Origin of the sequence: Dehalococcoides mccartyi CG5 (assembly GCF_000830885.1) — a bacterium.
Classification (GTDB): domain Bacteria; phylum Chloroflexota; class Dehalococcoidia; order Dehalococcoidales; family Dehalococcoidaceae; genus Dehalococcoides; species Dehalococcoides mccartyi_B.
Genome location: NZ_CP006951.1, coordinates 1,101,999 through 1,114,969 on the forward strand (window position 1 = coordinate 1,101,999; position 12,971 = coordinate 1,114,969).

The 12,971-nt window shown below is 49.8% G+C and carries 11 protein-coding genes; 9 read left to right on the forward strand and 2 right to left on the reverse strand.

All coding sequences use genetic code 11. The annotated features are described in order from the left end of the window. Positions 1-23 precede the first annotated feature (23 nt). A complete protein-coding gene (fsa, locus tag X794_RS05845) occupies positions 24-674 on the reverse strand; it encodes a fructose-6-phosphate aldolase (protein WP_034376259.1) in 651 nt (216 codons plus the stop codon). Between the two features lie 38 nt (positions 675-712). After that, complete coding sequence (locus tag X794_RS05850) at positions 713-2,347, reverse strand: CTP synthase (protein ID WP_011309768.1); 1,635 nt, start codon at positions 2,345-2,347, stop codon at positions 713-715. A 282-nt stretch (positions 2,348-2,629) separates the two neighbouring features. On the opposite strand from X794_RS05850, the gene X794_RS05855 reads away from it, so the two are divergent. The 9 genes from X794_RS05855 to X794_RS05895 all read left to right on the forward strand — a co-directional run bounded on the left by X794_RS05855 (position 2,630) and on the right by X794_RS05895 (position 12,905). Next, positions 2,630-3,622: a DnaJ C-terminal domain-containing protein gene (locus tag X794_RS05855; RefSeq protein ID WP_034376257.1), complete on the forward strand. Its 993-nt coding sequence runs from the start codon at positions 2,630-2,632 to the stop codon at positions 3,620-3,622. 12 nt (positions 3,623-3,634) lie between these two features. Beyond that, positions 3,635-3,940, forward strand: a complete 306-nt coding sequence (locus X794_RS05860) for a MerR family transcriptional regulator (protein ID WP_011309770.1) — start codon at positions 3,635-3,637, stop codon at positions 3,938-3,940. Between the two features lie 4 nt (positions 3,941-3,944). Beyond that, complete coding sequence (locus X794_RS05865) at positions 3,945-6,383, forward strand: ATP-dependent Clp protease ATP-binding subunit (protein ID WP_011309771.1); 2,439 nt, start codon at positions 3,945-3,947, stop codon at positions 6,381-6,383. Between the two features lie 17 nt (positions 6,384-6,400). After that, positions 6,401-7,057, forward strand: coding sequence for a VTT domain-containing protein (locus X794_RS05870; protein ID WP_012034158.1), 657 nt, complete (start codon positions 6,401-6,403; stop codon positions 7,055-7,057). Positions 7,058-7,142: 85 nt separating this feature from the next. Continuing rightward, the gene (gene purF / locus X794_RS05875; RefSeq protein ID WP_011309773.1) at positions 7,143-8,561 is read left to right on the forward strand and encodes an amidophosphoribosyltransferase; all 1,419 of its coding nucleotides are present in this window, start codon (positions 7,143-7,145) and stop codon (positions 8,559-8,561) included. 115 nt (positions 8,562-8,676) lie between these two features. After that, positions 8,677-9,699, forward strand: a complete 1,023-nt coding sequence (gene purM, locus X794_RS05880) for a phosphoribosylformylglycinamidine cyclo-ligase (protein ID WP_051044878.1) — start codon at positions 8,677-8,679, stop codon at positions 9,697-9,699. After that, positions 9,696-10,316, forward strand: a complete 621-nt coding sequence (locus X794_RS05885; RefSeq protein WP_034376255.1) for a class I SAM-dependent methyltransferase — start codon at positions 9,696-9,698, stop codon at positions 10,314-10,316. The genes purM and X794_RS05885 overlap by 4 nt, the downstream gene beginning before the upstream one ends. A 22-nt stretch (positions 10,317-10,338) precedes the next feature. Next, positions 10,339-11,886, forward strand: coding sequence for a bifunctional phosphoribosylaminoimidazolecarboxamide formyltransferase/IMP cyclohydrolase (gene purH, locus X794_RS05890; protein WP_173023623.1), 1,548 nt, complete (start codon positions 10,339-10,341; stop codon positions 11,884-11,886). Positions 11,887-11,903: 17 nt separating this feature from the next. Beyond that, positions 11,904-12,905 carry a nicotinate phosphoribosyltransferase gene (locus tag X794_RS05895; RefSeq protein ID WP_011309777.1) on the forward strand — a complete coding sequence of 334 codons (1,002 nt, stop codon included), beginning with the start codon at positions 11,904-11,906 and terminating at the stop codon, positions 12,903-12,905. Positions 12,906-12,971 lie beyond the last annotated feature (66 nt).

Below are 12,971 nucleotides of genomic sequence, written 5' to 3' on the forward strand. Positions count from 1 at the left end.
CCTTTAATAAACAAACGTCAGTGTTACTTCTGGACTCTTTTCCAGTCAGCCATGAAACGGGCAACACCCGAATCTGTCAGCGGGTGGTTCATCATCTGCATAAGCACCTTGTAGGGTACAGTGGCAATGCTTGCCCCGGTTTGGGCCGCCTGAGTGCAGTGAAGCGGATGGCGGATACTGGCGGCAATCACACGGGTTTCAAACCCGTATTCCTTATATATATTAACTATATCATTTATCAGCATCATGCCGTCATGCCCGGCGTCGTCCAGCCTGCCCACGAACGGGCTGACAAAGGCCGCCCCGGCCAAAGCCCCCAGCAAAGCTTGGTTAACCGAAAAACAGAGTGTCATATTGAAACGGACACCCTCTTTGCTTAGCTTGGAAATTATCTCCAACCCTTCAGTAGTGGCAGGTATCTTAACCACTACATTGGGTGCCCATTTGGCTATTTCACGGGCCTGTTTCAACATTTCGGCGGGGTCTTCAGCCGTAATTTCGGCAGAAACATCACCCTCCGGCAACAAAGCGCATATCTGCTGAACTACAGATTTATAATCACTTATGCCTTCTTTGGCAACCAGTGTGGGATTGGTAGTTACACCACTCACCACCCCGAGTTTCAGGCCTTTTTTAATTTCTTCAATATTGGCGGTATCCAGAAAAATGCGCATTTCTACCTCAGGACCGATTTATATTCATGCCCGTATTTTTAGGGCGAAAGCGGCAAAGAAGGCTGTTCACCATCACGTATAACCTTTTTGGCAGCATTTATAAATTCCCGGAACAAGGGATGGGGACGGTTGGGACGGGAAAGAAATTCCGGGTGAAACTGTGAACCCATCATAAAGGGGTGGCCGGTAACTTCACAAATTTCTACCAGTTTACCGTCAGGAGACAACCCGCTAAATAACATACCGGCTTTGGAAAGGGTATCACGATAATCATTGTTAAACTCAAAACGATGGCGATGACGTTCATTTATCAGGTTATTCCCGTATGCCTGCCCAGCCATGGTACCCGGCTGGATAACACAGGGATAATTGCCCAGACGCATAGTGCCGCCCTTGGAATCCACTCCCCTCTGCTCCGGCAAGAGGTCAATAACCGGATAAGGTGAATCTGGTTCAAATTCGGTAGAATGAGCTTTGTCTGAGCCAAGCACGTAACGGGCAAATTCAATCACCATAACCTGCATACCCAGACATAACCCCAGATAGGGTATGCCATTTTCACGGGCATACTTGACGGCACTTATCATGCCTTCAATACCTCTTATGCCGAATCCGCCCGGTATAATAATGCCCTGAACATGTTTCAAATATTCCTCAGGGCCATTCTTTTCAATATCTTCTGCATGTACCCAGTCTATCTGGATATCCCGCCCGTTATGAATGGCGGCATGACAGAGAGACTCGCGCACTGAATAATAAGCATCTTTGAGTTCCACATACTTGCCAACCAGCGCTATCCTGACTGTCGGGGTGGGTTCTTTAATCTTTTCCACCAACCCGCGCCAGACGCTGAGGTCAGACGGAGAAGCATTCAGGTGAAGACGGCTGACCAGCAAATCCCCCACACCCTCGGACTCGAGCTTAAGGGGAACTTCATATATGGTGGAAACGGTAGGCATAAAGATAACTGCCTTGCGTTCTACGTCACAGAACAAAGAAATCTTGTCTCGGATACCCTCTGATATAGGGTAATCTGCCCGGCAGACTATAATATCAGGCTGGATACCTATCCGCCGAAGCTCGTTAACACTATGCTGGGTAGGCTTGGTTTTAAGCTCCTGGGTGGACTGTATGTAAGGAAGCAGGGTGACATGAATATACAGAACATTATCCCGGCCGGTATCATTCCGCATCTGGCGGATAGCCTCAAGGAAAGGCTGACCTTCAATATCACCGACTGTGCCGCCCACTTCCACTATCACCACATCAGCTTTGGAACGGTCTGCCAGACGCTGTATTCTGGCCTTTATCTCCTGAGTAACATGGGGCACTACCTGTATGGTACCTCCCAGATAATCACCCCGGCGTTCTTTGTTTATAACCTCGGAATACACCTGCCCGGAGGTAACGGTGGAATCAGCAGTAAGTTCGATATCTATAAAGCGTTCATAACTTCCCAGATCAAGGTCGGTTTCAGCCCCGTCTTGGGTTACAAAAACCTCGCCATGCTGGTAGGGGGACATGGTACCGGGGTCCACGTTCAGATAGGGGTCAAGCTTCTGAACCGAAACACTCAAGCCCCGGCTTTTGAGAATATTTCCCAATGAGGCAACGGTAATACCTTTGCCTACAGAACTAACTACACCGCCAGTTACAAAAATAAATTTTGACATAATAACCTGCTAAGACTTGATAAGATGAGAGTAAAATAGAAAGGCAAATCTTGAATCTTTGCCATAAATTTGGAAACCCATGGAAAAAGCAGAAGTCTGATTCATTAAATCGAGTTTTATTATAAAGATGTACCGAAGGCTTGTCAACATCATATATACATGGAAATGCAATATACCTTAAACTATACTAACACCATTTTATTAACTTTGATAATACCTCATTGACACTATTTATACCATCATATTATAATATTAAACAGATATTTCCCAAGGGGGAATTATATGGCAAATGAAAAAAACTTATACGAAACGCTGGGCGTCCCTAAAACCGCCAGTGCGGACGAAATAAAAAAGGCATACCGTAAGCTTGCCCGCAAATACCACCCTGACTTGAATCCGGGGGACAAGGCGTCTGAAGAAACCTTCAAGAAGATAAATCAGGCTTACGAAATATTGAGCAACCCGGAAAACCGGACCAAGTATGACAAGTACGGGGAGCAGTGGCAGTACGGTGAGCAGTATGAAAAAGCCCGCACCAGCCAGCAGCAAACCCAGGGCAGTCCCTTTGGCGGATATGACTTTAACTTTGGCAGTTCCGAAGGCGGCGGATTTGAAGATATCTTAAGCCAGATGCTGGGCGGACGCACCGGCAGACGCCGAAGCCATCCCCAGCCTGGACAAAGCATTGAACAACCCGTAGACATTTCGCTGGAGGAAGCCGCCAGCGGTACCAGCCGTCTGCTAAGTTTCCAGATGCAAAAACCCTGTGAAACCTGCGGGGGCAGCGGTGCAAAAGATAAAAAGATCTGCCCAACCTGTCAGGGTACGGGTATAAATCCGGGGATTGAAAGGCTGGAAGTCAAGATACCGGCCGGTGTTAATACTGACTCCAAAATCCGTCTGGCAGGCAAAGGCGGGTATGGACAGGCGGGTGGACAAAGGGGTGACCTGTACCTTCGCATCCATGTACGCCCCCATGAAAAGTTTGAACGCAAAGACGATGACCTTACGGTAAATGTACCGGTAAACCTGACTACCGCCATGCTGGGCGGGGAAATATTTATCCCCTCGCTCAAGGGCAAACTGGCGCTTAAAATACCGGCTGAAACCCAGAACGGTCGCACTTTCCGCCTTAAAGGACAGGGTATCCCCCATCTGGGGAAGGATGGAAGCGGAGATTTGCTGGCTAAAGTCAGCATTGTACTGCCTGAAAAACTTACAGATACCGAAAGAGACCTTTTTGAAAAACTGCGCCAGCTTCGGCCGGACAGTTAAAGGGAGATACTCATGGAAAATACCAATCAGCCACGTTATGTAATCTCGGTAGCCGCCGAAATACTGGGCATGCAGACCTACACCCTGCGTTATTACGAACGGGTGGGCATTATCAAGCCATTCCGTTCACAGGGCAGGATAAGGTTATACTCGGAGCAGGATATTGAACGACTGAAACTGGCCAAGACTCTGCTGGATGAGCTGGGCATAAATATGGCCGGGGTGGAAGTGATACTAAATATGCGTAATCGTATTCAGGAGCTTATGTCCGAAAATGAAGCCCTGAAGGAAGAAATACAACTACTCAGAGAGGAGTAAACCCATGAGACAGGAAAAATTTACCGAACAAGCCCAGGAAGCCCTCAGCGCTTCACAGATGCTGGTACAGGAATATCAGCACAGCCAATGGGATGTTGAACATGTACTGCTGGCTCTTGTCCGTCAGGAAAAAGGGCTGGTGGGTGAAATAATCAAAGAGCTGAAACTAAGCTCCGAGGAAATAACCAAACAGCTGGTAGAGGCTTTGAAACGTTCGCCTAAAGCAGTAGGCGGCAATGTTCAGATATACCCCACCCCCCGCATTATCAGCCTGCTGCAAACCGCCAACAACGAAGCAGACCGCCTGCGGGATGAATTCATAGGCACGGAACATCTGCTGGTAGCTATAGCAGGAGATACCCAGGGAGAATCTGCCCGCATCCTGAAGCATTTTGGTATTGATCAGGAAAAAGTCTATTCCGCCCTCCAGAAAATAAGGGGCGGACACCGGGTGACTGATGCCAGAGCCGAAAGCAAATACAGGGCACTGGCCAAATACAGCCGTGACCTTACCGAACTGGCTAAACAGGGCAAGATAGACCCGGTAATAGGCCGTGATCAGGAAATCCGCCGGGTTATGCAGATACTCTCCCGCCGCACCAAGAACAACCCTGTGATAGTGGGGGAAGCAGGTGTAGGCAAAACTGCCATTGCCGAAGGGGTTGCCCAAAAAATTGCGGATAACGACGTACCCGAATCCCTGCGTGACCGCAAGGTAATGGCACTGGATATGGGTGCATTGGTTGCCGGAAGCAAGTTCCGGGGGGAGTTTGAAGAACGCCTCAAAGCCGTAATGGACGAAGTGCGCCAATCTGCCGGTGAAATTATTTTGTTTATAGATGAAATCCATACCGTAGTCGGGGCAGGGGCAGCCGAGGGGGCTATTGATGCCTCAAACATGCTGAAGCCGGCCTTATCCAGGGGTGAACTCCAGACTATTGGGGCTACCACTCTGGATGACTACCGCAAATATATTGAAAAAGACACCGCTCTGGAGCGCCGCTTCCAGCCGGTATATGTGGAAGAACCTACAGTGGAACAAACTATTGAGATACTAAAGGGTATCAGACCCAAGTACGAAACCCACCACAAGCTGAAGATAAGTGACGCCGCTCTGGAGGCAGCCGTCAGGCTGTCCAGCCGTTACATAACTGAACGCCAACTGCCCGATAAGGCTATAGACCTTATTGACGAAGCCGCAAGCAAACTCCGTCTGGATAGCGAAAGCGCCCCGCCGGAAGTAAAGAAGCTGGAAAATGAATTTCGTCAGGCAGGCATTGAGGAAGAAGCCGCCTCCCAACTGCAGGATTATGAAAAAGCGGCTGAACTCAAGGCTGAAAAAATACGCTTGGAAGAAAAGTTCAACACTGCCCGTGAGGAATGGCTGAAACAGGAGAAAATAGCCGAAGAAGTAACTGACAAACAGATAACCGAGCTGGTTTCCTCTATGACCGGCATACCTGTCAGCCAGATGCTTGAAGGCGAGGCTTCCAAACTGCTGAATATGGAAGAGCGTATCCACGAGCGGATGGTAGACCAGGAAGAAGCCGTAAAAGCCGTTGCCGAAGCTATCCGCCGCAGCAGGGCAGGTCTTAAAGACCCGCGCCGCCCTATAGGCAGTTTCCTGTTTTTAGGCCCGACCGGGGTGGGCAAAACAGAACTGGCCCGAAGTCTGGCCTGGTTTTTGTTTGACGATGAAACCGCCATGGTAAGGCTGGATATGTCCGAATATCAGGAAAAGCACACCGTATCCCGTCTGGTGGGGGCACCTCCCGGATATGTGGGCTACGATGAAGGCGGGCAACTAACCGAATTGGTTCGCCGCCGCCCTTATCGGGTTATCCTGCTGGATGAAATTGAAAAAGCCCATCCAGATGTCTACAATTCCTTGCTCCAGCTATTGGATGACGGCCGTCTGACAGACGGGCAGGGCAGAACAGTGGACTTTAAAAATACGGTCATTATAATGACCTCTAACGCAGGCATAGAAACCATAAAACGCGAATCTGCTCTGGGTTTCGCAGTCAGAACCGATGACACCAAAACCCGCCATGACAGCTATGAACGCATGAAAGACAAGGTCATGACCGAAGTCAAAAAGACCTTCCGTCCGGAGTTCATCAACCGGGTAGATGAAATAATTGTCTTCCACGAGCTGGCAGAGGAACAGATACGCCAGATAGTAGATTTCATGATAAAAGACGTTTCCAAACGTCTTGAGGAACGCAAACTCAAACTGGAGCTGACCGACGAGGCTAAGGGCTGGCTGGCCAAGGTGGGTTATGACCCGGCTTTCGGTGCCAGACCCCTTCGCAGAGCCATTGAAAGATACGTGGAAAGCCCGCTGGCGGGCAAGCTGCTTCGCAATGAGTTTAGTGAAAATGCTACAATACTGGTGGACAAGGCGGATGAAGCTCTGAGTTTCAGCCAAAAGGCCGCCTGATACCAGAAAGACCTTAGATGGCAGAGCTGCCCGAAGAAGAAATATCAATATGTGCAACCGGTGCCGAGCTAAAGACCCGTACATGGTTTAAAAAGTGGGGAATTTGGCTCGGCGTTCTGGTTATTATAATCAGCATTGCCCTTTCGGTTTGGCTCATCATCCGCCGGGATATTATTCAGGATTTGGCCGGCTATGGATATATAGGCATGTTTGCCATCAGTTTTCTGGGTAGCTCCATTTCTATTGTTCCGGTACCCATGCTGGCTGTCCAGTTTACGCTGGGCGGGGTCTTGCCGCCGCCGGTGGGAGATCCGATACTGGGGCCGCTCTTCGCCGGAGTGGTAGCCAGCTTAGCCGAAGCTCTGGGGGGCTTTTCCATTTACATGACCGGCTATTCAGGTAAATCCAGTCTGGCCGGATCAGATTCAGGCAGCAAACTAAACCGCTTGTACTGCAGAATGCTGAAGCTGATGGAAAGGCGGGGTTCACTTATGGTTTTTATACTTTCAGCTATTATCAACCCTTTTTTCTACCCCATGACTCTGGCCGCCGGAGCAGTAAATTTCGGTATCCGCAAATTTATGCTGATTTCACTGGCCGGCAAGTTTATTAAATGCACTGCCATCTGCTATGCCGGCTATTTCGGCCTGACCCGCCTGTTTGGCCTTGAATAGGTTTGCATCGCAGCTTAAATTGACCCGTTCCAAAGCTTAGCGTATAATAAAAAATTGTCATTCAGATATAAAGAGGCTGTCTATTTTGCATGAATCTTGCGGCGTTTTCGGTGTATTTGCCCCCGGTCAGGATGTAGCCCGACTCACATTTTTCGCTCTGTTTGCCTTGCAGCACAGAGGGCAGGAAAGTTCAGGCATATCTACATCTGATGGACAGGAGCTTAAGCTTCATTCCCAGATGGGTCTGGTTTCCCATATTTTCACTGAAGATATACTTAAAAAACTGGACGGCCATATTGCCATAGGCCACAACCGCTATTCCACCACCGGTTCAAGCCAGCAGATTAACGCCCAGCCCTTTGTAATGGGGCAGGGAGATAATGTTATAGCCATAGCCCATAATGGCAACATCGTAAATTCCGAAGCTTTGAATACAGAACTTACCTCTCAGGGATACACCTTTAAGACATCCACTGATACCGAAATAATCAGCCAGCTTATCCTTTCATCTATTGAAACTGACTGGGTCAAACGGATACGTTATGCCATGAACCGCCTGAAAGGGGCTTTTTCCTGCACCCTTATGACCAAAGACACCCTATTTGCCATGCGTGACTCACTGGGTGTCCGTCCCCTGTGCTTGGGTAAAATTCAGGGCGGTTATGTAGTCACTTCTGAAAGCTGTGCTCTTGACCATATCGGAGCTGATTTCGTGCGTGAAATAGAGCCAGGCGAGATTGTAGCTATAAACGGAAACGGCATAACCAGTTTTAAACAGCAAAGCTCCAGACGGGCTTTGTGTATATTTGAGTTCATTTATTTTGCCCGCCCAGATAGCCTGATAGACGGGCGTCTTTTGTATTCCGCCCGCCAAGCCATGGGGGTAGAACTGGCCAAGGAATACCCGGTAGATGCAGACCTGGTTATAGGCGTACCTGACTCTGCCACGGCTGCCGGTATCGGCTATGCCGTAGGTTCAGGCATTCCTCCAGCCGAAGGCCTTATTAAAAACCGCTACATGGGGCGAACCTTTATTCAGCCTGACCAGCGTCTGCGTGATTTGGGCGTGAAACTAAAGTTCAATCCCCTTAAGAGCGTTCTGGAAGATAAGCGGGTAGTACTGGTAGATGACAGCATAGTCCGGGGAACTACCACCCCACAGGTTATCCGCCTGTTACGTAAAGCCGGCGCCAAAGAAGTCCATATGCGGGTATGCGCACCCCCCATAACCAACCCATGTTTCTTCGGGGTAGATATGGCCACCCGTTCAGAACTTATTGCCGCCAGAATGAGCATACCTGAGATACAAAAATACATAGGAGCAGATTCACTTGGCTATCTTAGCCTGCCCGGGTTGATAAATGCCGTGGGGCTGCCTGAGAAGAATTTCTGTCTGGCCTGTTTCACCGGCGAATATGCCCTGCCAGTTCAACTGGAAATGGATAAATTTGCACTTGGCAATCAACGACACAACTGTTGCCAGATGCCTTCACCCGAAAGCTAGTTTTCCACCCCAAAAGAGCTATCCCGCGCCTGATACCGCTTGAAGTTTAACGCCTTCGGCGGTGTTTTATTCGTTGCAGTTGATAGTTATTTCTGATAATCTTAGTTACCACGATTTGAGAGGTGGCCACATCAAAGATACATATGCAGGGGCAGGAGTGGATATAAACTCCGCCTCAAAATCAAAAGAACTCATCAAACAATACGCCAAAGCCACTCTTGGACCTCAAGTGCTGGCAGGTCCGGGATTTTTCGGCGGAATGTACGAATTCAAGGGTTACAAAAACCCGGTACTGGTTTCCAGCTGTGACGGCGTAGGCACCAAACTGAAAATTGCCGGCGTGCTGAATAAACACGATACTATAGGCATTGACATTGTCAATCACTCTGTCAATGATATATTGACCTCCGGGGCTGAACCCATCTTTTTCCTTGATTACATTGCCATGGGCAAGCTATCACCAGGAAAGATAACCGAAATTGTCAAGGGACTGTCAACCGCCTGTCTAGAGGCGGGATGTGCCCTTATCGGCGGTGAAACTGCCGAAATGCCCGGCCTTTACCACGGGGAAGATTACGATTTGGCCGGATTTATTGTCGGGGTAGTTGAAAAAGAAAATATGCTTATCAACCGGGGCATCAAACCGGGAGATGTGATTTTGGGTCTGGCTTCAAACGGACTCCATACCAACGGTTATTCTCTGGCACGCAAAGTTCTGGGTGAAAGCCGTGAATCACTGGACAAATACTATCCTGAACTCGGGCAAACAGCAGGCGAAGCCATGCTGGTACCCCACCGCAGTTATCTAAAAGAAATAAAGCCCAACCTCCTTCTCATAAAAGGGTTAGCCCACATAACCGGCGGCGGCCTGACGGATAATGTCCCTAGGACACTGCCTGAAGATGTGTCCGCCCGTTTTGAAACTAAAAACTGGGAAATACCGCCCTTGTTCCAGCTTATCCAAAAAACCGGTGGAATAGACCGCGAAGAGATGTTCCATGTGTTCAATATGGGTATAGGTATGGTTATAATAGCCGGCACTGAAGAGGCCGGGCTTATTATGAAAAACCTGCCGGAAGCAAAAATCATCGGGGAGATTATTGCCCGCCAGAGCGGAGCACAAGTGATAATTGAATGAGCAGCCGGGATTACTTCAATCAGGTAGCCGACAACTGGGATGAAATGCGTCAGGGCTTTTTCTCAGACCGGATACGCGAAGCTGCCCTTGAAGCCGCAGATGTAAAACCGAACAGCATAGCCGCTGATATAGGGGCAGGCACAGGATACTTGACCGCAGGACTGCTGCAAAAGAATTGCCGGGTTATAGCCGTTGACCAGTCAGCCGCCATGCTTGAAAAGATAAAGTCCAAGTTCGGGGTGCGAAATGTCTCCTGCCTACAGGCAGATGGAAACGCACTCCCTTTAAAAAACCAAAGCGTAGATTACAGCTTTGCCAATATGTTTCTTCATCATGCCGAAGATCCGGCAGGGGTGATAAATGAAATGAGCCGGATACTTCTGCCGGGCGGACGGCTGGTCATAACAGACCTTTGCCTCCATACCCATACAAATATGCAAAAAGAGCATCACGACCGCTGGCCGGGGTTTGAACTGAAAGATGTCAAGGGTTGGTTTGAACAGGCCGGTCTTCAAAATATCCGGGTTGAAACCTTGAACCAGAAATGTACCGCATCAAGCTGCACCTGCCAAGAGCAGATTGCCATAGATATTTTTCTGGCCTCAGGTGAGAAATAAAATTTATTTAACATAAGGAGGGATTGTCATGAGGGCTATCCTAAGCGTCTCAGATAAAACCGGTCTTATCGAATTCGCCAGGGGCTTGTCAGAACTGGGTTTTGATATATACAGCACCGGCGGAACCAAGAAATCACTCCAGCAGGCAAATGTAACTGTTCACAGTATTTCAGACATGACCGATTCACCCGAAATACTGGACGGACGGGTTAAAACCCTGCACCCCAAGGTACACGGTGGCATACTAGCCCGGCGTGACCTGCCCGAACATATGGCCGAACTGGAAAAATACAATATCCAACCCATTGACATGGTGGTAGTCAATCTCTATCCCTTTGTCAAGACTGTGTCGCGTCCGGATGTCAGCCTGACCGATGCACTGGAGAATATTGATATTGGCGGCCCGACCATGATACGTGCTTCTGCCAAAAACTTCCCCAGTGTGACAGTGGTGGTAGACCCCCAGGATTACCCCCGTGTTCTGGAACACCTCAAGACCGGCACTTTGAGCCTAGATGAACGCAAGAAGCTTGCCCAGAAGGCCTTTCAGCATGTAGCTATGTACGATACTGCTATCTCCCAATATCTCTGGCAGGGAGAAGAGGGCTTCCCCGAGAATATGACCATAGCCCTTTCCAAGCGCTATGACCTGCGTTACGGTGAAAATCCCCATCAGCCGGCAGTTTTCTATGCTGAAAACAGGGTAGGGCACGGGCAGAACACCGGCATTACCTGGGCACAACAGGCCTGGGGCAAACAGCTTTCCTTTAACAATATCCTGGATGCCGACGCCGCATGGGGAGCCGCCACTGATTTTTCGGCCGCCACAGTAGCCATAGTCAAGCATACCAATACCTGTGGTCTGTGCAGCCGCGAAGACGTAGCCGAAGCCTACAAGAGAGCTTTTTCCGGAGACCCTGTTTCAGCTTACGGGGGCATCGTAGCCTCAAACCGCAAGGTGACTCTGTCCATGGCCGAAGCCATGAAAGGCACCTTTTATGAAATTATTATTGCCCCCGAATACGAGCCGGAGGCGCTGGAATTCCTTAAAACCCGCAAGGATTTACGCATACTTATAGCCGAGCTTCCCAAACATAATGAGGCCGAAACCCGTTCACTGGATTACCGCAGGGTAAAGGGAGGGCTGCTGGTACAAGCCGCTGATGAACTGGCGGAAAATGCCGTCCAGACCAAGGTGGTAACCAAGCGCGAACCCACCCCTGAGGAAATGTCAGATTTGAAATTTGCATGGCGGGCAGTCAAGCATATCAAATCCAACGCCATTGTGCTGGCTAAGAACAATGTTCTGCTGGGTATGGGAGCCGGACAACCCAACAGGGTAGTCAGTGTAGACATTGCCAAGAGCAAAGCCGGTGAGGCTTCAAAGGGTAGTGTCATGGCCTCTGACGCCATGTTCCCCTTCCCTGACAGCGTTGAACAGGCTGCCGCTGCCGGAGTGACCGCCATTATCCAGCCAGGCGGTTCTATCCGTGACCAGGAGTCTATTGATGCCGCCAACAAGCACAACATAGCTATGGTCTTTACCGGCACCCGTCACTTCCGCCATTAGAATGAACCGGAGGAGTTATGACTTTTAAACCGAAGTTTAATATACCCGGAAACCTGCTGGCAGGGGATACCACAGATATCTATTTTGCCCGGACAGTGGAAATACTGGCTAAAGAAAACCGGAACCCTGTAGCGGTAATGGAAGTATTCGCCACCCGGCCCGGCATTCTGTGCGGTCTGAGCGAGGCTGTAGAGCTTCTTCAGGCGATATTGCCGGCAGGTGAGGGAGAAATATGGGCACTGGAAGACGGTGACCAGATTTCAGCCAAGGAAGTCGTGATGCGTATCAAAGCTCCTTACCTAAGCTTCGGCCTTTACGAGACTGTTTATTTAGGCATGCTGGCTTCGGGTACTGGCTGGGCAACCGCCGCCCGCGAATGTGCGGAGGCGGCAGGGGATATACCTGTTACCAGTTTTGGTGCCCGGCATATTCACCCGCTGGTAGCCGGCCGCATGGATTATGCCGCCATGGTGGGCGGGTGCGAAGGCTGTTCGTCCATTGAAGGGGCGCGCCTTTCGGGCATCAACCCTTCTGGTACTATTCCCCACGCCCTGATACTGGTTATGGGTGATACTTTAAAGGCCACTCTGGCCTTTGACAAATACATGCCGTCCCAGATACCCAGAGTAGCTCTGGTAGACACCTTTAAAGACGAGGTTGAGGAAAGCCTGCGGGTAGCCGAAGCCATGGGACAAAGGCTGGACAGCGTCAGGCTGGACACCCCCCTTGAGAGAGGGCGGGTTACGGCAGATTTAGTTAAAGAAGTGCGTGCCAATCTGGATATGGCCGGACACAGGCATGTCAAGATATTTGTTTCCGGCGGCCTTACCCCGGAACGCATACGCTACTTTGCGGAAAATAATGCCCCGGTAGACGGCTACGGAACAGGCAGTTATATAAGCGGTGCCCGCCCCATTGACTTCACCGCAGACCTGCACGAAATTGAAGGCAAACCGGTAGCCAAACGGGGGCGCATACCAGGTCTCGCCCAGAACCCCCGCCTTAAAAAAGTGCGTTAGCTATATTTAAACTCTAGATTATAAAGCGGCCTTAACCAGCCGCTTTTTCTTTTGTTTGCCAGTTTG

What these genes read in the sequence shown, in the direction of transcription:
- X794_RS05895 (WP_011309777.1), top strand. Translation starts at nt 11,904, where the DNA reads ATGACTTTTAAACCGAAGTTTAATATACCCGGAAACCTGCTGGCAGGG.
- X794_RS05885 (WP_034376255.1), top strand. Translation starts at nt 9,696, where the DNA reads ATGAGCAGCCGGGATTACTTCAATCAGGTAGCCGACAACTGGGATGAA.
- fsa (WP_034376259.1), bottom strand. Translation starts at nt 674, where the DNA reads ATGCGCATTTTTCTGGATACCGCCAATATTGAAGAAATTAAAAAAGGC.
- X794_RS05870 (WP_012034158.1), top strand. Translation starts at nt 6,401, where the DNA reads ATGGCAGAGCTGCCCGAAGAAGAAATATCAATATGTGCAACCGGTGCC.
- X794_RS05860 (WP_011309770.1), top strand. Translation starts at nt 3,635, where the DNA reads ATGGAAAATACCAATCAGCCACGTTATGTAATCTCGGTAGCCGCCGAA.
- X794_RS05850 (WP_011309768.1), bottom strand. Translation starts at nt 2,347, where the DNA reads ATGTCAAAATTTATTTTTGTAACTGGCGGTGTAGTTAGTTCTGTAGGC.
- X794_RS05855 (WP_034376257.1), top strand. Translation starts at nt 2,630, where the DNA reads ATGGCAAATGAAAAAAACTTATACGAAACGCTGGGCGTCCCTAAAACC.
- X794_RS05865 (WP_011309771.1), top strand. Translation starts at nt 3,945, where the DNA reads ATGAGACAGGAAAAATTTACCGAACAAGCCCAGGAAGCCCTCAGCGCT.